Raw genomic sequence first — 19687 nt, forward strand, 5'->3', positions numbered from 1 at the left:
CAGTATTTTACCGCGCCGGGAACTGGATGCGGACTTTCAGGCCTTGGCCGCTGCTGGCGTCGTCGAGGGTGATGGCGGCGGCGTGCAGGGTGGCGATGTCGCGCACGATGGCCAGGCCGAGCCCATGGCCGCCGGGATTGCGCTCCAGCGTGGCGGCGGCCCGGTAGAAGGGGGCGAACACGCGCTCACGCTCGGCGGCGGCGATGCCGGGGCCGTTGTCTTCCACTTCCAGCGTGACGCCGTCCGTGCTCTCGCTGACGCGCAGGGTGACGGCGCCGCCCGCCGGCGTGTAGCGCAGCGCATTGTCGACCAGGTTGGCCAGCATTTCGTGCAGCAGCAAGGCCTGGCCTGACACCACGCAGTCCTGCTGCGCCTCCAGCGCCAGGTCGATGTTCTTGGCCACCGCCGCCATCGCCAGTTCCAGCCCGACCTGGCGCGCGGTGTCGCGCAGCGAGATGGGCGTGGTGCTGTCGGTGCTCTGGTCGCGGTGTTCAATGCGCGCCAACGTCAGCAGGCGGTTGGCCAGGTTGACGGTGGAGTCGGTGGTGGCGGCCATGCTGTACACAATCTCGCGCAGCGCCGCCTTGCTCAGTTCCGGATCGGCGCCGGGCCGGTCGCATTCGCGCAGCGCCAGTTCGGCCTGGGTTTTCAGCACCGTCAGCGGGGTGCGCAACTGGTGCGAGGCGTCGGCGATGAAGCGCCGCTGGCTGTTGATCAGCATGTGCATGCGCGAGCGGGAACTGTTCAGCGCCGCCACCAGCGGCCGCACTTCCTTGTGCACCAGCGTTGGGTCGACATCGGAAGCGTCGTTCAGGCCACGCGTCTCGACCGCGCTTTTCAGCTGCATCAATGGCCGCAGCACCAGCCGCACCGCAAACCATACCAGCAGCGCCACCGCCGCCAGCAACAGCGCCTGCCATTTCAGCGTGTCGAACAGGATCTGGTTGGACAGCACGCGCCGCGCCTCCAGCGTTTCGCCGACCTGGATCAGGGCGATGCCGCGCATCGAGTCGTCATACACCGGTTGCAGCAGCGCGGCGATGCGCACCGGCTGGCCATTGTACTGGGCGTGATAGAAGCGCACCAGCGCCGGATAGGCCTCCGAGCGCGGCACGTCGGCCGGCACCGCCGGCAGGTCGCCGTAGCCGGACACGGTCTCGCCGCGAATCCCGGTGACCTTGTAGTAGATGCGGCCCAGCGTATCGGTCTCAAAACTGTCCAGCGCCACGTAGGGCACATCGGCCACTACCTTGCCATCCACCACCGATACCCGTTCCGCCAGCGCGCGGGTGGAGGCCAGCAGCGAACGGTCGTAGGCCACGTCGGCCGCGTCCTTGGCGTTGCGGTAGACCGAGATGGTGTTCAGCGCCACCAGCACTAGCAATGGCCCCAGCAGCCAGCGCAGCAACTGGCCGCGCAGGCTGCCCAGCATGTCGCCGGCGCGGGGCGCTGGTGCGGCCGGTGTCGCTGCTGCGGGCGGCGCGCTCATGCCGGTCAGGCCGGCGCGCCGGTGGCGGCGCGTGGTTGCAGCAGGTAGCCGATGCCGCGCAGCGTGGTGATGACGGCGGCGTCCGGGCCGGGCATGTCAAGCTTCTTGCGCACGCGGTGGATGTACAGGTCAATCGCGTCGATGCCGGCGTCATCGGCCAGCGCGAAGACTTCGTCGAACAGCTTTTCCTTGGAGACCGCGCGGCCGGTGCGGGTAATCAAAGTCTCCAGCACCGCATGCTCGCGCGGCGTCAGCGCCAGCGGATTGCCGGCGTAGCTGAACATGCGGGTGACGGTGTCGAAACTGAGCGCGCCGCATCGATGGACCAGTGCCTCGTTGCCGACGCTGCGGCGCAGCAGCGCCTTGACGCGCGCCTCCAGTTCCGCCAGTTCGAACGGCTTGCCCAGGTAATCGTCGGCGCCGAGATTGAGCCCTTGCACGCGGTCTTCCAGGCCGCCGCGCGCGGTCAGGATCAGCACCGGCGTCTTGGCGCGCGCGCCGCCGCGGGCACGCAGGCGCTTGAGCACATCCAGGCCATCCATGCGCGGCAAGGTCAGGTCGAGGATGACCAGTGCGTAGTCCTGGGTATGCAGCAGCGCGTCGGCGTCGGCGCCGTTGTCGGCGCATTCCACCGTCAGATGGGCGTCGCGCAGCGCCTTGGCCAGCCAGTGCTGCAACTCGGTGTGGTCTTCAACTAACAATATGCGCATGGGGTCTTGCCAGTTCGCTTAAATAAGTGCAGGGTAAGGCCAGCATCATGGCGCGCCGGCGCTTAAAAGTGAAGTGTCTCCGGCGATTGTGGCGATGAGGAGACATTGAAAGGCAATTGAAAGATTGACGCTCCTATAGTGGACACCTGATCGCAAAAGATCAGAGAACACATATAACTATATCTGGAGACAATTTGATGAAGAAATCCCCGTTGACCCTCGCGGTCCTGGCGCTGTCTGCGGCCGCCGGCGGCGCGCAGGCGCAATCCAACGTTCAGGTGTACGGCCTGCTGGACGTTGGCATGGAAACCGCCACCAATCAAACGCCGGCCGGCGGCAGCATGACCCGCGTGATTTCCGGCGGCATGAATACTTCCCGCTGGGGGCTGCGCGGCAGCGAAGATTTGGGTGGCGGCCTCAAAGCCGTGTTCAACCTCGAAGGCGGCATCCTGATGGACACCGGCGCGCAGGATGGCGCGCTGTTCAAGCGCCAGGCCAATGTCGGCCTGGAAGGCGCCTTCGGCCGCGTGGTGGTGGGCCGCTCGTTTACCACCGTGTACGACACCGTGATCGGCTTCGATCCGATGGGCTTTGCGCCTTACTATTCGTGGGCCACCTCCGGCCCGGCCACCGGCCCGGCAAAATACGGCTTCACCACCCAGTACGATAACATCATCAAATATGCCGGCACTTTCGGTGACTGGCGGGTTGGCGCCAACTACGCCGCCGGCGAACAGGCCACCGGCGCGCAGGACAGCGCCAAGACCGGCTTTAGCACCGTCTACAAACTGGGCGAGGTCAATCTGATGGCAACCTGGGAACGCAACAACGGCAACACCGTGCCGGCCACCGGCAACCGTGACCGAAACACCGTCTGGCACGTCGGCGGCAACTACGAAACCGGCCCATTCAAGGCCTGGGCCGTGCTGCGCGATTACAAACTGGCGGCCGGCAAGGCGCTGACCGCCGATGTCGACGCCACCACCACCTGGGCCGGTCTCGCCTACCGCACCGGCACCACCACGCTGACGGGCGCCATCTATCACATCAACGTCAAGAACGTCGCCGCCGGCAAGGACGCCGATCCGACCATGTACGTGGCGCGCTACCGCTACGCGCTGTCCAAGCGTACCGACCTGCACGTGACGGCCGCCTATGCAAAGGCGAAGAATGGCCAGCTCACCGGCCTGTCGCGTGACGACCCTGGCTACGGCACCAGTCAGCGCGGCCTGACCGTCGGCATGCAGCACCGCTACTGATGAAAACCCTGCTGGCACTGATCTGCGCCTTGCTGTTCGGCGCGGCGGCCCAGGCGGCAGGCCTGGAGTGCATCGTGCCGTCCAAACCGGGCGGCGCGATGGACCTGACCTGCAAGCTGGCGCAGAAAGGCCTGTATGGGCTGCGCGAGGCGCCGGACCCGCCGCCGTCCGACATGCACATCACCTATCTGCCGGGCGGCATCGGCGCGGTGGCCTGGCATTCGCTGGTGTCGGGCCGCCGCACCGAACCGAATACGCTGGTGGCGTTTTCCGGCGGCTCGCTGCTCAACCTCGCGCAGGGCAAGTTCGGCAAGGTGAAGTCTTCCGATGTACGCTGGGTGGCGGCGCTGGGTGCGGACTACGGCATGATCGCGGTGCGCGCGGACTCGCCCTACAAGACGCTGCGCGATCTGGTGGCGGCGTTGCAGGCCAATCCGCAGAAGGTGCTGATCGGCGTTTCCGGCACCATCGGCAGCCAGGACTGGCTGAAGATGGCGCTGCTGGCGCGCACCAGTGGCATCGATCCAAAGGCGCTGCGCTTCGTCGCGCTGGAGGGCGGCGGCGAAGCCTTCACCGCGATGCACGCCAACTACGTGCATGTAGTGTCGGGCGACGCCAGCGAAGCGTCGCTGTACGCGGCGAGCGGCAACACCCGCGTGCTGGCGGTGCTGTCCGAACAGCGCCTGCCCGGCGTGCTGGCCAACGTGCCGACCGCGCGCGAGCAGGGCTTCGATGTGGTGTGGCCGATCATCCGCGGCGTGTGGATGGGGCCTCACGCGTCGGACGCCGAGTACCGGCAATGGGTGGCGTACTTCGACCGCGTGCTGGCCAGCCCGCAGTTTGCGCAGATGCGTGCTGCATCAGGCTTATACCCCTTCGGGCTGACCGGCGATGCGCTGGCGGTCTACATCAAGAAAGCCGTGGACGACTACGGCAGGCGCGCCGCCGAACTGGGACTGGTGCGCTGAATTTAAACCAATGGAGATGACATGATGTTGAAAACGACTTTGGCCGCCGCATGCGCCACGCTGTTTGCCGGTTCCGCACTGGCGCAGGTTCCGGCCGGCTATCCGGCCGACTACCAGAAGCTGATCGACGCCGCCAAAAAAGAGGGCAAGCTGGTGATCTACGGCGCCACCGACAGCAAGGCCACGCAGCCGCTGATCAAGGACTTCAGCGCGCTGTATCCGGGCATTACGGTGGAATACAACGACATGAATTCCACCGAGGTGTATAACCGCTTCATCTCCGAAGTGGCGGCCGGCGGCAATACCGCTGACGCCATGTGGTCGTCGGCGATGGACCTGCAAATGCGCCTGGCCTCGGACGGCTACGCGCTGGCCTACAAATCGGTGGAAGCGTCGAAGATCCCCGGCTGGGCGGTGTGGGACGACAAGGCTTACGGCACCACCTTCGAGCCGGCCGCCATCGTCTACAACAAGCGCCTGGTCGACGCCAGGGAAGTGCCGCAGACGCACGCCGACTTCACCAGACTGATACAGCAGCCCAAGTTCAAGGACAAGGTCACCACCTACGACATCGAGAAATCCGGCGTCGGCTTCATGTTCATGACCCAGGACGCGCGCGAGAATCCGAAGTTTCAGGATCTGGAAAACGCCTTCGGCGTGGCCAAGGTGCGGGTACAGTCGTCCACCGGCACCATGATGGAACGCATCTCGTCCGGCGAGAACCTGATCGGCTACAACGTGCTCGGTTCCTACGCGCTGGTGCGCGCCAAGGCCGATCCGTCGATCGGCGTGGTGCTGCCGAAGGATTACACGCTGGTGATGTCACGCGTGTTCTTCATCAACAAAGGCGCGAAAAACGTCAACGCCGCCAAGCTGTGGCTGGACTACATGCTGTCGCATCGCGGCCAGACCATCATCGCCAACGAATCGAAGCTGTTTGCGATCCGCGCCGACGTCACCGGCGAAACCACATCGGCAGAGCTGATCAAGCAGATCGGCAAGGACAACATCAAGCCGGTGCCGGTACATCCTATCCTGCTGCAGTTCCTCGGGCCGGCCAAGCGCATGGCCTTCCTCAATCAGTGGAAAGCCACCGCTGGCAAGAAGTAAGGATCAACTTCCATGAACACACTTGCTCACTCCGTCCGGCCAGGACGCTGGTCCGGCATCAACTGGCCGCGCGGCGTGGTGGTGACGTTGGCCGTCTGCGCCATCTTCCTGCCGCTGTTCCTGATTTTCTACCAGAGCTTCCTGGACGCGCCGTTCTTCATGCCGGTCAAGAACCTGGGGCTGGACGCCTACCGCTTCATTTTTGAAGATCCCGATTTCGCCATCGCCTTCAAGAATGCGTTCTGGCTGGCGTCCGGTCTGGCGATCATCGCCGTGCCGCTGGGCGGCATGCTGGCCTTCCTGATGATACGCACCAACCTGCCGGGCAAGGGCTTCATCGCGCCGATGCTGCTGGTGCCGATCTTCGTCTCGCCGATGGTGATGGGCTTCGGCTACGTGGTGTCGATGGGGCCCGTGGGCTTTTATTCGCTGTGGGCCAAGGACATCCTCGGCTTTATCCCGTGGAATATCTACTCGTTCAGCAGCATCGTCATCATCGCCGGCCTGACGCACGTGCCGCACGTCTACCTGTACGCATCGTCGGCGCTGAAGAGCCTCGGCTCGGACGTGGAGGAGGCGGCGCGCGTGGCCGGCGCCTCGCCGTTGCAGGTGATGTTCAACGTTTCGCTGCCGATGATCACGCCGGCGCTGGCGTATGCCGGCGTGCTGGTGTTCTTCCTCGGCTTTGAAGTCTTCGGCCTGGTGTTGGTGCTGGGCGATCCGGAAGGGCACATGGTGCTGGCCACCTATCTGTACAAACTGACCAATAAACTGGGCACGCCTTCCTACCACCTGATGGCCGCCGTCGCCGTCTGCCTGGTGATGGTGACCATGCCGCTGGTGATGGTGCAGCGCTGGCTGCTCAAGTCGGCCAACAAGTTCGTCTCGATCAAAGGCAAGGGCGCGCGTTCCAAGGCCATGCCGCTGGGCCGCTGGAAGTGGCTGGCGTTCGCGCTGATCTTCGGCTGGCTGATGTTCACCATCATCATGCCGATGTCCGGCATCGTGCTGCGCTCCTTCGTCCAGTACTGGGGCGAGGGCGTCAACCTGGCCGACGTGCTGACCTTGCAACACTTCCGCGAAATCATGGAACAGCCGGCGCTGATGCGCGGCATCCTGAACACGGTGCTGATCGGCGTGATCGGCGGCGCTTGTGCCGTGATCTGCTACTGCGCCATCGCGCTGGCCATGCACCGCAAGCCGGACATGATCACCCGCTTCCTCGACTACAGCGTGCTGGTGCCGCGCGCCGTGCCCGGGTTGCTGGCCGGCCTGTCGTTCCTGTGGGTGTTCCTGTTCGTCCCGAGCTGGCTGGATGGCGCCTTGAAAGGCATGGACAACGGCGCCGCGCTGTGGCTCAGCGAGCATGCGATTCCGTTGCTGCGCTCGATGCGTTCGACCATCTTCGCCTTGTGGCTGGCGTATTCGGTGGTGTGGCTGGCGTACGGCATGCGTTTGATCTCGACCGCGCTGCTGCAAGTGGGGCCGGAGCTGGAAGAGGCGGCGCGCGCAGTCGGCGCCACGCGCGGCCGTGTAACGCGCGACGTGACCGTCCCGCTGATCAAATACGGCCTGCTGGGTGCGTGGCTGATGGTGTTCCTGATCTTCGAGCGCGAATATTCGACCGGCGTGTATCTGCTGTCGCCAGGCACCGAGGTGATAGGCGCGCTGCTGGTGTCGCTGTGGGCGACCGGTTCCACCGACCTGGTGGCGGCGCTATCGTTCATCAACATTGCGCTGGTGGCGATAGGCCTCGGCGTCGCGCTGCGCTTCGGCGTCAAGCTGCATAACTGAGAACATCCATATGAAACGAGACATCATGACCAATGAACTGACCGTCAACGAGCTGCACCTGGACTACGGCAGCGGCGCCAGCGCCAATCCGATCCTTAAGGGCGTCTCCATGCACCTGCAAAAAGGCGAAGTGGTGGCGCTGCTCGGCCCTTCGGGCAGCGGCAAGACCACGCTGCTGCGCGCGGTGGCGGGGCTGGAAAGCCCGAAGGCCGGCGCGATCAACATCGGCGACCGTAATGTGTTCGACGGCGCCAAAGGCTTCGAGATGCCGGCCGAGCAGCGCAATCTCGGGCTGGTGTTCCAGTCGTATGCATTGTGGCCGCACAAGACGGTGTTCGACAATGTCGCTTATGGCCTTAAGCTGCGCAAGCTGGGCGCCAGCGAAATCAAGGACAAGGTCAACGACGTGTTGAAGAACCTGGGCCTGGGACATCTGGGCGAACGCTATCCGCACCAGTTGTCCGGCGGCCAGCAGCAGCGGGTGGCGATAGCGCGCGCACTGGTCTACAACCCGCCGGTGATTTTGCTGGACGAACCCTTGTCCAACCTGGACGCCAAGCTGCGCGAAGAGGCGCGCGCCTTCCTGCGTGAGTTGATTGTGCGGCTTGGCCTGTCGGCGCTGATGGTCACGCACGACCAGGCGGAGGCGATGGCGATCTCGGACCGCATCCTGCTGCTCAATAATGGCAAGATCGAGCAACAAGGCACGCCGCAAGGCATGTACGAAACACCGGACACCTTGTTCACCGCCGAATTCATGGGCAGTAACAACCGCCTGCCGGCGCGCGTGGTGCAGCGCGATGGCAAGCAGGTGCAGCTCGATATCAACGGCACGCGCTTGCAGGCCACCGCGCGCGGCGCCGGCGCTGAGGGCGAGGGCGTCACCATCATCCGCGTCGAGGAAGTGCGGATCAGCGCCACGCCTGCCGACAACGCCATCGAACTGCCGCTGCTGACCTGCATGTATCTCGGCGACCGCTTCGAGTGCCTGTTCAAGGGCGAGGGCGGCACGGAGATCAGCCTGCGTGCTTATTCCAAGTACCGGCTGGAGCCTGGCCGCTACTGGTTGCAACTGCCGGCGGACAAACTCTGGGTGTTCTGAGTCCTCAGCGGAGTGCATAGCCCTCGTCTATAATGCCTTTTTGGTTCTGGCAAAATTCAAGATGACGAAGGCTACACTCTGGATGGTCGACGCGGATGCGGTGGCGGAGGCCGATTTGCAGCGCTGGCGCGGCTGGCTGTCGGCGGACGAGATGGCGCGTCATCAGCGTTTCGTGCGCGCGCAGCGGCAGCGCCAGTTCATCGTCGGCCGTGTGCTGTTGCGGATGATGCTGGCGCGCCTGCTGGGCGTGACGCCGCAGGAGATCCGGCTCGACGAGCAGGTGGGCAAGGCCCCGCGCCTGGCAGCGCCGGTAGTCAAGGGTGTGGCGCCGGGCTTCAGCATTTCGCACAGCGGCCGCTGGGTGGCGTGTGCGGTCAGTGCTCAAACCGCGCTGGGACTGGATATCGAGGTGAAGGATGCAGCGCGCGACCTGAACGCGCTGGCGGCGCAGGCGTTCGATAGCGGCGAGATGCTGCAGTGGGAGCGTCTGCAAGGCTTGCCAGACGATGAGCCTGTCGAAGGCTTTTACCGTTTGTGGAGCGAGAAGGAAGCCCGCTTCAAGCTGGGCGTAGCAGCCGGCGGACACTGTGTCGTGCTGCCGCATGCCGAATTGTCGGTGGTGCTGTGCAGCGAGCAGCCGCTGGACAAGCCGCCGCCGATAGAACTCGTTACGCTTGAATAAAAAAAGCCGGCGCATTGCCGGCTTTTTGTTTCAGCGTTAGAGCTTAGAAAGCGTAACGCACACCAACCGATACCAGGTTGGCTTTGATGCTGGCGTCGCCGTCTTTGGCGACTTTGCCGAAGTACTCGTACTCCGCGACGAAGCTGACGTTCTTGTTCAGTACATACGCTGCGCCAGCGCTGATGTATGGCGAGGTTTGGTTGTCGGACGCGCTGTCCGAGTAGCCTGGCGCCGATGCCGACACTTTGACGTGGTTGTAGGCGACGCCCAGTTTGCCGATCAGCGCGAACTGTTCGTTCAGTGGCAGGGTGCCCACGGCAGCCACGTACAGCGATTGCGGTTTCGATGCGATGCGCGCGCCGTAGCCGGTTTTTTCTACTTCACGCAGGTCGGCGAAGCCGATTTCGGCGCCGATGTTCTGGGTGTAGTTGTAGCCGCCGTACACCTTGTACGCGGTTTTGTGTTCTTTGATCGACAGGCCGTCGAGGTCTACTTTCTGCTCGGCGCGACCGACGTTGCCGCCGACGTAGTAGTTGCCTTCAGCGTGAGCGGCCAGTGGAGCAGCCAGTGCTGCGATCAGTGCGAACAAGATATTCTTTTTCATTTGCTATTCCCTAAAGTGTGGCTAGAAAAGCAAAACGGAACAACCTGCGTGCTGCGGTTGTTCCGTTTCGCTGGGGCAACATTATATAGAAGAATACTCAATCATGCAAATGTCATTCAAGTAGCGTTAGTCCAGGCTCCAGACGTATTGCATTTTAGTCCACAGTTGCTGGGGCACGCCGTCCACGGTGCCGGGCTTGAATTTGCACAGGCTCAGGCCGGCCTGGGCGGCACGGTCGAGGTCGCGGAAGCCGCTGGTTTTCTCGATACGCGAGTCGGCTACTTTGCCGTCGACACCGATCAGGAAGGCTAGCAGGACGGTGCCGGTGTCGCCGTTGCGCAGCGCGTTTTTCGGGTAATCCGGCTTGGTGCAGGCTTGCGCGTCCACCACGGCGGCCGTCACCACCGGCGCCGCTTTGGCCGCCGTCGGCTTGACGCCGGTGTCGGCGGTTCCGCCCATCGGCGGCTGGGCCGGTGGCTGATCCGGCATGGAGCGGGCCGTGACGTTGGGCGGTGACTGTACCGGGATGTCGAACGGGATCTCCGGCACGAAGATATCGGGGCGCGTCATTTTAGGCAGTTCCACCTGCGGATCAAGCGGCTTTGGCTTGGGCGGATCAAGGGTGGGCACCAGATCGACCACCGACGCTGACGGCTTGAATATCGTCAGCTTGGAACCGTGCAGGAACACAGCCAACAGCGCGACGTGCAGCAGAACGACGGTGCTCATGCCGGTCAGGTTCTTCTTTTGGTCCATGGTTACTCCTTGGTGGTGGGTGGAATTGCTATGTGTTGGAAGTATACTATTCCATGATATAGCAAAATAAAAGAGATTTTTGCGCAATGACGTTGTGATATGCTTCGCACAAGGCATGCTTTGGAGTAGAAAATGAAAAAAATACGCGTGATGCTGGCGGACGATCATCCCATCGTGATGACTGGTTTCGCCATGTCGCTGCAAGGGCAGGGGTTGGACGTGGTGGCGCAGGCGCGCACGCCGGCCGAGGCGCTGGCGCAGTACCAGGAATTGAAGCCGGACGTGATCGTGCTGGACATCCGTTTCGGCGAACAGTTGACCGGGCTCGATGTGGCCAGGCAGATTCTGGCGCAGACGCCGTCCGCCGCCATCGTCTTCCTCAGCCAGTTCGACCAGGATAGCCTGATCAAGGAAACCTACCGCCTCGGCGGCCGCGCCTTCATGACCAAGGATTGCGATCCGGCCGATCTGGCGGCGGCGGTGAAACGCGCGCATGACGGCGAGTTGTACTTCCTGCCGCATATCGCCGAGCGGCTGGCCAACCTGTCGGTGCGCGGCGACGCGTCGCCGCAGTCGCAGCTGGACGAGCGCGCGCTGGAGATTTTCACGCTGATGGCGGAAGGTCTGACCAACGCGGAGATCGCCGAGAAGCTGGACGTCTCCACCAAGACCATCAGCAATATCAGCCAGGCGGTGAAGGAGAAGCTGGGCGTGCATCGTCCGGCCTATATCACGCGGCTGGCGGTCAAGCATGGGCTGATTGAGCCTTGAGGCGCTGGCATTGGCGCCACTGGAGCGTGCGCACGCGCCTGATGGCGATGACCGCCCTGCCGCTGGCCTATCTGTTCTGTACCTTTGTCTGGTACGCGTATCAATCGCGCTTGTCGGAGGTGCGCGAGGAGCTGGCGGAGCGCGGGCCGCTGGTGGCCAAGGTGCTGGCCGACAGCAGTGAATTTAGTCTGGTGTCGCGCCGCTATGATGACCTGAAGCTGACCATTAACGGCCTGCTGCGCGCGGACCCCAGCATCCAGCGCATCGAGGTGCTGGATGCGCAGCGGCGAGGGTTGGTGCAGGCGGTTGCGCGCGCGGGCAGCGCTTCGCCGCACGAGCTGCGCTACGACGAGGCGCCGATTCTCAAGCGCCTGATGTGGGTGTCCATGCTGGCTCCCGACGGCACGCCGTATCAGAAGGACCGTCCCGCCGCCAGCGGCATGACGGTGGAGACCATGGGCTATGTGCGGGTGACGATGTCGCCGTCGGCGTTGCTGCTCAAGCAGACGCGCAGGTTCTATGTGGAGCTGATGGTCGGCTGTCTCGGCCTGCTGGCCTGCGTGCTGCTGGCGTGGCAGCTGGCCAAGGGACTGGATGCGTCGCTGCAGGCGTCGATGCGCGCGCTGCGCGAGGCGGATGACGAGAAGCGGCGCTTGATCCGCAAGGTTAATACTGCGGTGGAAGATGAACGTCAGAGCATCGCGCTGGAAATCCATGATGAACTCAACGCCACGCTGATCGCGGTGCGGCTGGAGGCGCAGCGGATTGCCGCCATCAGTCCGGAGGGCGAGGCGCGCGAGAAGGCGCAGTCCATCATCAAGCTGGCGCTGGGTTTGTACAACAGCGGCCGCGCGCTGGTGCGCCGTTTGCGGCCGGAAGTGCTGGACATGCTCGGGCTGGACGGCGCGGTGGAGGAGATGATGCGCCACTACGACAGCGCGCGCAGCGGTTGTCGTTTCGATTTACAGGCGCAGGGTGACTTCTCGAAGATGGAAGCCGGAGTTGCTATCTCCGCGTACCGGATCGTGCAGGAGGCGCTGTCCAACATCGTCAAGCATGCGCGGGCTACGCAGGCGTCGGTGCAGCTGGCGCTGGAAGACGGCGAGTTGCACATGCAAATCAGCGACAACGGCGCCGGCTTCGATCCGGCCGAGGCCTCATCCGGCATCGGCATGGTGGGAATGCGCGAGCGCGTGTACGCCCTCAATGGCCGCATTGCCATCGATACCTGCCTCGGCGCCGGTACGCGTATCACCATTGCAATGCCAATTCGATAAATTTTTCTCTTTGAATGTAAACGATTCTCATTTAATATTCTTATTTGGGAATGGTTCTCATTCAATAAAAAAGGGGAAATAGGGAAATGCGCATCAAGGTGATGGTGGTGGCGCTGGCCGGAGTCATGGCTGGCTGGGCAGTGCAGGCGGAAGAGGTGGAGACGATGGAACCGGTCGAGCAGGTGGTGATCACCGGCGACAAGCTGAAACGCACGGAAATCGACAGCAGCGCCAGCGTCGGCGCGCGCAACCGCCGCCAGATCGCTGAATCCGGCATGTCGTCGCTGGACGAGGTGGCCGCGCAGATGGCCAACGTCGGCACCGCCGAAAACCTGTCGATCCGCGGCGTGCAGGCTTATGGTCCGACCGGCGGTGGCGGCAAAACCATCACGCTGGTGGTGGACGGCGTGCCGCAGGACGGCTTTGGCCAGGACATCGCCAATCTGAGCGTATGGGACGCCGACCGCGTGGAAGTGCTGCGCGGGCCGCAGTCCACCAACCAGGGCCGCAACTCGCTGGCCGGCGCGGTGGTGCTGAAAACGCGCGACCCGCAGGATGCGCGTGATTTCAGCTACCGCGTCAGCGCCGGCAACCAGCATGCGCACCGTGAGGCGATCGCCGGCGGCGGCGCCATCGTGGAAGATGTGCTGGCCGGACGCGTCTCGGTGGAGCAGCACAAGCGCGACGGTGACGTCTACAACCCCACCCGCGACGACCGCCGCTCCAATCACGACGATGGCTACACGCTGCGCGGCAAGCTGCGCATCACGCCGTGGGGCGACAACTACCAGGCGCTGGTGACGCTGGTGGACGACAAGCAGGAGCGCGGCTACGGCAATGTGGAAGCGGTCAAGGTGCCGGCGTCGGCGCGCGAGAATTTCTCCAATGAGCCGCGCGACACGGTCAACCGCACGCGCTCGGCCGCGCTGGAGCAGACCTTCCGCGCGCTGGGCGCCGACATCACATTGCTGACGACGTATTCGCACAACCGCTACAGCCGCATCCAGGATTACGATGGCACCGAGCTGCGGCAAGGCTATCGCGATGGCGTCAACATCGACCGCCAGTGGGTGCAGGAGGCGCGCGCCAATTTCGACACGCTGGTGGCCGGCAACAAGCTGAAAGGCGTGGTCGGCCTGTACTATTCGCAGCAGTACTACGACGGCGACGACCTGTTCACGGTGCCGGTGTCGTATGTGCTGGGACTGACCGGCCAGTGCCGCGTGCAGGCCGCCTGTGAGGCCCAGTACGGCGCCGATTTCATCAACCGGCGCCAGATGCAGAACAACGCCAGCAAAACGCGCGCGGCGTACGGCGAGGCGGACTACGTGGTCGGCAAGCTGACGCTGACGGCGGGCATGCGCTTCGACGGCGAGCGCCAGAAGCGCATCCTGCAGTCCGAGACCAACGGCACCTCGGCGCTGGCCAAGCAGGTGTTCACGCAACTGATCCGCGGCGGCGTGTTCGCGCCGGACAATGTGCAGGACCTTGGCACCGATAACTCGGTGTGGCTGCCAAAGCTGGGGCTGCGTTATGCGCTGGCGCCGGAGTGGGTGGCGGGCCTGACGGCGCAGCGCGGCTACCGTACCGGTGGTGTCGACTACAGTTACCAGCGCGGTTCGCACGCCTACGGGCCGGAATACACCAAGAACTATGAAGCGTCGCTCAAGGGAGTGCTGGAAAGCGGCCTGATGGTGTCGCTCAACGCCTACCGGGTCAACTGGACCGACCAGCAGGTTGACGTCGGCCGCAATTCGCTCGACACCTATCTGGTCAACGCCGGCAGCTCGCGCCTGCAAGGGGTGGAAGCGGAAGTGCGGGGCAAGGTCGCGCCAACCCTGGAGTTGTTCGGCGCGCTGGGCCTGGCCCGCACCAAATTCCTCGACTTCGTGTCACCGACCGGCGATTACACCGGACATCAGTTTGGGCGTTCGCCGCGCCAGACGCAGTCGGTCGGCTTCAGCTGGACGCCGGGGCGCTGGATGCTCAACATGAACCTGCAGCACGCCGACGGCACCTACATGGATGCCGCCAACATCGACCGCAACGACGGCCACACCACGCTGGGTGGCAAGGCCACCTATGAGCTCAGCAAGGGCGTCACGCTGTTCGCCTACGGCAGCAATCTGACCAACCAGACCTACATCACCGCCAACAAGCTGGTGTCCGTGACCGGCCGCTACAACGTGGCGCTGGGCGCTGCACGCCAGTTCGGCTTCGGTGTGCAGGGCACGCTGTAACGCGGAGGGATGGCATGAACTGGATCTGTATCGGCGTGGCGGCATTGGCTGCGTTGTCTCTTTACCTGGCGTCGCCGCACCAGGCCTTGTGGCTGGCGGCGTTGCGGCGGCAGGCTTTCCTGCGCTGGCTGTCGGTGCCGCTGCTGGTGGCTTCCATCGCCACGGCGACTGAAACCTACGGCGCCTGGTGCGGCGTGTGCATGGCGCTGGCGGGCTTTATGACCACGCTGGTGGTGCTGCCTTACTTGGACGCGTGGCGTCGGAAGGGAGCGCGCCATGTGGGGTAAATCGACTGCCGCCGTTTTTCTTGGCCTGCCGCTGTCAGTGCTGGCGGTTGGCTTTGCGGCGCTGCTCAGCAGCGACCAGGCCACCACCACGCTGCCTTGGCTGTTGTTGTTCTTTGTCGTGTGGATCGCCGTGATGACGTGCACCTTCCTGTTCAAGACCGGGCTGCGCGCCTGGCTGTGGATGAGCGGGCTGACCGTGGCCGGCTACGCCGCACTGCATTTTCTCAAGGCCAGTGGCCTGATCAGGATCGCCGCATGAAGGCCGCGACTTTACGCACCTATATTTCGGTGCACACCTGGGTGGGGATTGTGGCGGGCTTCTTCCTGTTCATCGCCTTTTATGCGGGATCGGTGACGCTGTTCCATGAAGAGCTGCATGCGTGGGAGACGCCGCTAGCGCAAGCCGCCGCGCCCCAGCGCGATCCGCAGGCGCTGATCGACGCGGTGCTGCAAGCGCACCCGAAAGCAAAGGATATGTTCTTCCTGCGCCTGCCGTCGAAGACCGCGCCAGAGATGGTGCTGGAATTCGACCAGCGCCACTTCCGCTTCGATGCCAGCGGCAAGCTGGAAGAGTTCCACGAACGTTCGCAACTGGTGGACTTCATCTACCGCCTGCATTACACGGCGGGCTTGCCGAACAGCTGGGGCATCTATGTGCTGGGCGTGGTGTGCATCCTGTACGGGCTGGCGCTGGCCAGTGGGGTGATCATCTACGCACCCAGCTTCGTCAAGGACTTGTTCGCGCTGCGGATCGGAAAGAACATCAAGCGTATGTGGCAGGACGCGCACAACGCGATTGGCATTCTGTCGCTGCCGTTCCACCTGATGTATGCGTGGAGCAGTGCGGTGCTGGCGCTGGGGATCATCCTGCTGGCGCCATTCCAGTACATGGTCTTCGACGGCAAGCTGCTGCAGCTGGTCGGGCAGGACATCAATGCCGCCGCGCCGCCGAAAGCATCCGGCACGGCGGCGCCGCTGATGCCGGCCGCGCAGCTGTTGGCCGAAGTGCAGCGCGCCGCGCCGGGCATCGAGATCGAAACCATGGTCTATCGCCAGGCCGGCGACGCCAATGCGCAGTTGCAGGCGTATGGGCCGATGCATCAGAGAACCGTGGCCAGCATCGGCGCGGTGGTGCTGAACGCCAGCAGCGGTAAGGTGCAGCGCGCGATGATGCCGGAGAATTTCAGCCCCGGCACGCGCTTCCTGCGCAGTTTGCAATCGCTGCACTTCGCCAGCTTTGGCGATATGGCGGTGCGGTGGATGTATTTCATACTCGGCCTGGCAGGAGCGTTCCTGTTCTACAGCGGCAACTTGCTGTGGATCGAAGCGCGCCGCAAGCGGCAGAAACTGGTGCAGCCGCGCAGCGGCAAGCTGATGGCGCAAGCCACGCTCGGAGTATGCCTGGGCTGCGTGGCCGGCGTGTCGGCCGTATTCCTGGCGAATAAACTGGGACCGGCAGGGCAGTTGCCGCTGTGGGAGGCCCGCAGCTATTACGCGGTGTTCTTCGGCTGCGTGTTGTGGGCCTTCGCCCGTCCGCCGGCGCGCGCCGCGCATGAACTGTTAATGCTGTGCGCCGCGCTGACGCTGGCGGTGCCGCTGGCGCACTGGTGGAACACCGGCCTTGATCCGCTGCTGGCGCTGTTGCAGGGCGACGGCATCGTGACCGGCGTCGCCGTCATTGCGCTGCTGCTGGCGACGCTCTACTGGAAAATGGCCCGCGCCGCCTTGCAGCGCGGCCGCCACGGCGATCCGCACAGCGTCTGGTCGCTGCGTGCACCGGAGCAGGTGGAGCCACGGGTGCAGCAGGCAGCGTAAATTGGCGTATAGTGAATCCATGGCTTTACCGATGTGAGGTTCGTCATGGAAACACTTGATCAGATGCTTATAGCGTACTCATCCGGAAAGCGCAGCCGCCGTGAGCTTGAGCAGGCCACTGGATTGTGGTTTGGCGACATATTGTCCGAACTCGCCCGGCTGGGCTTGCCGCTGCCTCGGGTTGACACACGTGCGCATTTTAACGAGGCGCAGCGGCAGCTATTCACGAAGGTGTTCGCATGAACATCGCGCTCATCGTGACGGATGCTGGGCCGTTGATCACGCTCGCCGTGGCGGATGCGCTGGACACGCTGAAATTGCTTCAAGCGCGTATCGTGATTCCCGATATGGTGCATTTTGAAGTGACGCGCTACGCCCACAAGCCTGGCGCGCAGACAGTTATCGCGTGGCTGCAGGCCAATCGGCAGGTAGTGGAGATAGCCACGACCGAGGAGTTTGCCGAATTCTCCGAACTGCTGTCCATCAACCCAGCCGCACGCACCCGCAATCGTGGGGAACATGCTGCTGCCGAGGTATTGGCCAACGCGCTGGAAGAGGGCATTGACGTCGGCTTGTTGCTGTTTGAAGATTCCGATATCCGTAAAGCCAATTTTCTGGTGCGGTTGCCGGACAATGTGCTCATACTTTCGACCTCCACTTTTCTGCATGGTTTGCAACGACGCAATCTGATCCAGGATGCTGACGCTATTCTCAACCGGGCCACCACGGTGCGGGGTGCAACAGCGCTCGCTGAGGCAGCATTTGCTACCAAGGGCGCAGAAGCGGCGTTGAACGCGTGGACCAATTGATCCGTCGCACTATAGTTGCTTTTCCGCATGCCGAGCGGCGGCGGCATGCGGTTATAATCCGTTCAATCTTTCCGGAAACTTCATATTGAACGGACCCGCCCTCGTATGAGCCAGCCCAATCAGTTTTCCCTGCTCAAGCAACGCCGTTTCGCGCCGTTTTTCTGGACCCAGTTCCTTGGCGCGTTCAACGACAATTTGTTCAAGACCGCGCTGGTGGTCATCATCACCTTCGATGCGCTCAGTTGGACCACGATGGAACCGTCGCTGATCACCAACCTGATCCCAGGCCTGTTCATCCTGCCGTATGTGCTGTTCTCGGCCACCGCTGGACAGTTGGCCGACAAGTTCGAGAAGGCCGGCCTGACGCGCTTCGTCAAGTGGCTGGAAGTCGGCATCATGTGCGTGGCCGCTCTCGGCTGGGTGACGCATCATCTGTGGCTGCTGATCGCGGCGGTGGTGGGCATGGGCGTGCATTCGACGCTGTTCGGCCCCGTCAAATATGCCTACCTGCCGCAGCAGCTCAAGCCGGAGGAACTGATCGGCGGTAACGGCGTCACCGAGATGGGCACCTTCGTCGGCATCCTGATGGGCGAGGTGCTGGGTGCGGTGCTGGTGGTCCAGCAGCCGCATGGCCTGCTGTATGAAGCGGCCGCCACGATACTGGTGGCGGCACTTGGCCTGGCTGCGGCCTACCGCATCCCGCATTCGCCAGCGCCGGCGCCGGACCTCAAGGTCAGCTGGAACTTCGTTAGCGAGTCGGTCCGCAATATCAATTTCTCGCGCAAGAACCGCACGGTGTTCCTGTCCATGCTGGGCAACTCGTGGTTCTGGTTTTATGGCGCGCTGATCCTGGCGCAGTTCCCGGTGTACGCCAAGGATTACCTGCACGGCGACCACGGCGCCTTCGTGCTGCTGCTGACGATTTTCTCGCTGGGCGTCGGCAGCGGCTCGCTGCTGTGCGAACGGCTGTCCGGCCGCAAGGTGGAGATCGGGCTGGTGCCGTTCGGCTCCATCGGCCTGACGGTTTTCGGCGTCGACCTGTATTTCGCCAGCCTGGCCTTCAGCGGCGCGGCGGCGGCAATCCCGGCCGGTGCGCATCTGGACGCGTTGGCGCTGCTGGCGCAGCACGGCATGTGGCGCATCCTGTTCGACGTGCTGATGATCGGCATGTTCGGCGGCTTCTTCATCGTGCCGCTGTTTGCGCTGATCCAGCTGCGCTGCGATCCGCAGCACATCTCGCGCACCATCGCCGGCATGAACATCCTCAACGCGCTGTTCATGGTGGCGGCGGCTGGCCTGGCGATTGTGCTGCTGGGCCAGGGCCTGACCATCCCGCAGCTGTTCCTCGTGACGGCGCTGCTGAACGCCGTGGTGGCGATCTATATCTTCTCGCTGGTGCCGGAATTCCTGATGCGCTTCCTGGCCTGGCTGCTGATTCACACCGTGCACCGCGTGCGCACCGTGGACGTCGAGCGGATTCCGGCTGAAGGCGCGGCGGTGCTGGTGTGTAATCACGTCAGCTATGTCGATGCTATTGTCATCGGCGCTACCGCGCCACGGCCGATCCGCTTCGTCATGGACCACCGCATCTTCAAGCTGCCTCTGCTGGGCTGGATCTTCCGCACGGCGCGCGCGATTCCGATTGCGCCGGCCAAGGAAGATCCGTGGCTGATGGAGAAGGCCTATATCGATATCGCGCAGGCGCTGCATGAAGGGGAGCTGGTGTGCATCTTCCCCGAAGGGCAACTGACCCGCACCGGTGACATCAACGACTTCAAGGGCGGCATTGCCAAGATCATCGACCGCACCAAGGTGCCGGTGATCCCAATGGCGCTGCGCGGCCTGTGGACCCATCTGCTGACCCGCAACCGCGAGAATGTATTCGGCCGCGCCTTCCGCATCGGCCTGCGTTCACGCCTGGAGCTGGTGGTGGGCGAGCCGGTAGCGCCGCAGGATGTCACGCCGGAAGACCTCAAACAGCGCGTGGCTGCCTTGCGCGGCGACTGGAAATAAG

The 19687-nt window shown here is 63.6% G+C and carries 18 protein-coding genes; 14 read left to right on the forward strand and 4 right to left on the reverse strand.

Annotated features, from left to right (window positions below):
- Positions 1 to 7: 7 nt before the first annotated feature.
- Both GTP55_RS05885 and GTP55_RS05890 read right to left on the reverse strand, forming a co-directional pair.
- Entirely contained in the window at positions 8 to 1489 is a 1482-nt protein-coding gene (locus tag GTP55_RS05885) for a sensor histidine kinase (RefSeq protein WP_161044015.1), read from the reverse strand.
- Between the two features lie 5 nt (positions 1490 to 1494).
- Positions 1495 to 2199, reverse strand: coding sequence for a response regulator (locus tag GTP55_RS05890; RefSeq protein WP_161044016.1), 705 nt, complete (start codon positions 2197 to 2199; stop codon positions 1495 to 1497).
- A 197-nt stretch (positions 2200 to 2396) separates the two neighbouring features.
- On the opposite strand from GTP55_RS05890, the gene GTP55_RS05895 reads away from it, so the two are divergent.
- From GTP55_RS05895 to GTP55_RS05920, 6 genes are all read left to right on the forward strand, one after another.
- A complete protein-coding gene (locus GTP55_RS05895; RefSeq protein ID WP_161044017.1) occupies positions 2397 to 3458 on the forward strand; it encodes a porin in 1062 nt (353 codons plus the stop codon).
- The gene (locus tag GTP55_RS05900) at positions 3458 to 4426 is read left to right on the forward strand and encodes a Bug family tripartite tricarboxylate transporter substrate binding protein (RefSeq protein ID WP_202423584.1); all 969 of its coding nucleotides are present in this window, start codon (positions 3458 to 3460) and stop codon (positions 4424 to 4426) included. Before GTP55_RS05895 ends, GTP55_RS05900 begins: the two co-directional genes overlap by 1 nt.
- A 21-nt stretch (positions 4427 to 4447) precedes the next feature.
- Entirely contained in the window at positions 4448 to 5536 is a 1089-nt protein-coding gene (locus tag GTP55_RS05905) for an ABC transporter substrate-binding protein (RefSeq protein ID WP_161044018.1), read from the forward strand.
- A gap of 12 nt (positions 5537 to 5548) precedes the next feature.
- Entirely contained in the window at positions 5549 to 7330 is a 1782-nt protein-coding gene (locus GTP55_RS05910) for an ABC transporter permease (RefSeq protein WP_161044019.1), read from the forward strand.
- A gap of 25 nt (positions 7331 to 7355) precedes the next feature.
- Positions 7356 to 8432 carry an ABC transporter ATP-binding protein gene (locus tag GTP55_RS05915; RefSeq protein WP_161044020.1) on the forward strand — a complete coding sequence of 359 codons (1077 nt, stop codon included), beginning with the start codon at positions 7356 to 7358 and terminating at the stop codon, positions 8430 to 8432.
- Between the two features lie 61 nt (positions 8433 to 8493).
- Positions 8494 to 9114 carry a 4'-phosphopantetheinyl transferase family protein gene (locus GTP55_RS05920; protein WP_161044021.1) on the forward strand — a complete coding sequence of 207 codons (621 nt, stop codon included), beginning with the start codon at positions 8494 to 8496 and terminating at the stop codon, positions 9112 to 9114.
- 43 nt (positions 9115 to 9157) lie between these two features.
- Here the strand turns inward: GTP55_RS05920 and GTP55_RS05925 are convergent, their stop codons facing one another.
- Together GTP55_RS05925 and GTP55_RS05930 are read right to left on the reverse strand one after the other, a co-directional pair.
- Entirely contained in the window at positions 9158 to 9718 is a 561-nt protein-coding gene (locus GTP55_RS05925) for an outer membrane beta-barrel protein (RefSeq protein ID WP_161044022.1), read from the reverse strand.
- A gap of 126 nt (positions 9719 to 9844) precedes the next feature.
- A complete protein-coding gene (locus tag GTP55_RS05930; RefSeq protein WP_161044023.1) occupies positions 9845 to 10474 on the reverse strand; it encodes an energy transducer TonB in 630 nt (209 codons plus the stop codon).
- A gap of 132 nt (positions 10475 to 10606) precedes the next feature.
- Between GTP55_RS05930 and GTP55_RS05935 the strand changes: the two genes are divergently transcribed.
- The 8 genes from GTP55_RS05935 (at position 10607) to GTP55_RS05970 (ending at position 19686) form a co-directional block, all read left to right on the forward strand.
- Entirely contained in the window at positions 10607 to 11245 is a 639-nt protein-coding gene (locus GTP55_RS05935) for a response regulator transcription factor (protein WP_161044024.1), read from the forward strand.
- Positions 11242 to 12522 (forward strand): sensor histidine kinase, encoded by a 1281-nt coding sequence (locus GTP55_RS05940; RefSeq protein WP_229257764.1) that lies wholly within the window; start codon positions 11242 to 11244, stop codon positions 12520 to 12522. The genes GTP55_RS05935 and GTP55_RS05940 overlap by 4 nt, the downstream gene beginning before the upstream one ends.
- Positions 12523 to 12608: 86 nt before the next feature.
- Positions 12609 to 14762: a TonB-dependent receptor gene (locus tag GTP55_RS05945; RefSeq protein ID WP_161044025.1), complete on the forward strand. Its 2154-nt coding sequence runs from the start codon at positions 12609 to 12611 to the stop codon at positions 14760 to 14762.
- 14 nt (positions 14763 to 14776) lie between these two features.
- Complete coding sequence (locus tag GTP55_RS05950; RefSeq protein WP_161044026.1) at positions 14777 to 15049, forward strand: hypothetical protein; 273 nt, start codon at positions 14777 to 14779, stop codon at positions 15047 to 15049.
- Positions 15039 to 15308: a hypothetical protein gene (locus GTP55_RS05955; RefSeq protein WP_161044027.1), complete on the forward strand. Its 270-nt coding sequence runs from the start codon at positions 15039 to 15041 to the stop codon at positions 15306 to 15308. Before GTP55_RS05950 ends, GTP55_RS05955 begins: the two co-directional genes overlap by 11 nt.
- Entirely contained in the window at positions 15305 to 16864 is a 1560-nt protein-coding gene (locus GTP55_RS05960; protein WP_161044028.1) for a PepSY-associated TM helix domain-containing protein, read from the forward strand. The genes GTP55_RS05955 and GTP55_RS05960 overlap by 4 nt, the downstream gene beginning before the upstream one ends.
- 239 nt (positions 16865 to 17103) lie before the next feature.
- A complete protein-coding gene (locus GTP55_RS05965; RefSeq protein ID WP_161044029.1) occupies positions 17104 to 17673 on the forward strand; it encodes a PIN domain-containing protein in 570 nt (189 codons plus the stop codon).
- Positions 17674 to 17778: 105 nt separating this feature from the next.
- The gene (locus GTP55_RS05970) at positions 17779 to 19686 is read left to right on the forward strand and encodes an MFS transporter (protein ID WP_161044030.1); all 1908 of its coding nucleotides are present in this window, start codon (positions 17779 to 17781) and stop codon (positions 19684 to 19686) included.
- The last annotated feature ends 1 nt before the right edge of the window (position 19687 follow it).

The sequence above is a fragment of the Duganella margarita genome (assembly GCF_009857535.1).
In the GTDB taxonomy this organism is placed as follows: domain Bacteria; phylum Pseudomonadota; class Gammaproteobacteria; order Burkholderiales; family Burkholderiaceae_D; genus Rugamonas; species Rugamonas margarita.

Coding starts and splice junctions, on each gene's coding strand:
- GTP55_RS05885 (WP_161044015.1), bottom strand. CDS start 1,489: ATGAGCGCGCCGCCCGCAGCAGCGACACCGGCCGCACCAGCGCCCCGC.
- GTP55_RS05890 (WP_161044016.1), bottom strand. CDS start 2,199: ATGCGCATATTGTTAGTTGAAGACCACACCGAGTTGCAGCACTGGCTG.
- GTP55_RS05895 (WP_161044017.1), top strand. CDS start 2,397: ATGAAGAAATCCCCGTTGACCCTCGCGGTCCTGGCGCTGTCTGCGGCC.
- GTP55_RS05900 (WP_202423584.1), top strand. CDS start 3,458: ATGAAAACCCTGCTGGCACTGATCTGCGCCTTGCTGTTCGGCGCGGCG.
- GTP55_RS05905 (WP_161044018.1), top strand. CDS start 4,448: ATGATGTTGAAAACGACTTTGGCCGCCGCATGCGCCACGCTGTTTGCC.
- GTP55_RS05910 (WP_161044019.1), top strand. CDS start 5,549: ATGAACACACTTGCTCACTCCGTCCGGCCAGGACGCTGGTCCGGCATC.
- GTP55_RS05915 (WP_161044020.1), top strand. CDS start 7,356: ATGACCAATGAACTGACCGTCAACGAGCTGCACCTGGACTACGGCAGC.
- GTP55_RS05920 (WP_161044021.1), top strand. CDS start 8,494: ATGACGAAGGCTACACTCTGGATGGTCGACGCGGATGCGGTGGCGGAG.
- GTP55_RS05925 (WP_161044022.1), bottom strand. CDS start 9,718: ATGAAAAAGAATATCTTGTTCGCACTGATCGCAGCACTGGCTGCTCCA.
- GTP55_RS05930 (WP_161044023.1), bottom strand. CDS start 10,474: ATGGACCAAAAGAAGAACCTGACCGGCATGAGCACCGTCGTTCTGCTG.
- GTP55_RS05935 (WP_161044024.1), top strand. CDS start 10,607: ATGAAAAAAATACGCGTGATGCTGGCGGACGATCATCCCATCGTGATG.
- GTP55_RS05945 (WP_161044025.1), top strand. CDS start 12,609: ATGCGCATCAAGGTGATGGTGGTGGCGCTGGCCGGAGTCATGGCTGGC.
- GTP55_RS05950 (WP_161044026.1), top strand. CDS start 14,777: ATGAACTGGATCTGTATCGGCGTGGCGGCATTGGCTGCGTTGTCTCTT.
- GTP55_RS05955 (WP_161044027.1), top strand. CDS start 15,039: ATGTGGGGTAAATCGACTGCCGCCGTTTTTCTTGGCCTGCCGCTGTCA.
- GTP55_RS05960 (WP_161044028.1), top strand. CDS start 15,305: ATGAAGGCCGCGACTTTACGCACCTATATTTCGGTGCACACCTGGGTG.
- GTP55_RS05965 (WP_161044029.1), top strand. CDS start 17,104: ATGAACATCGCGCTCATCGTGACGGATGCTGGGCCGTTGATCACGCTC.
- GTP55_RS05970 (WP_161044030.1), top strand. CDS start 17,779: ATGAGCCAGCCCAATCAGTTTTCCCTGCTCAAGCAACGCCGTTTCGCG.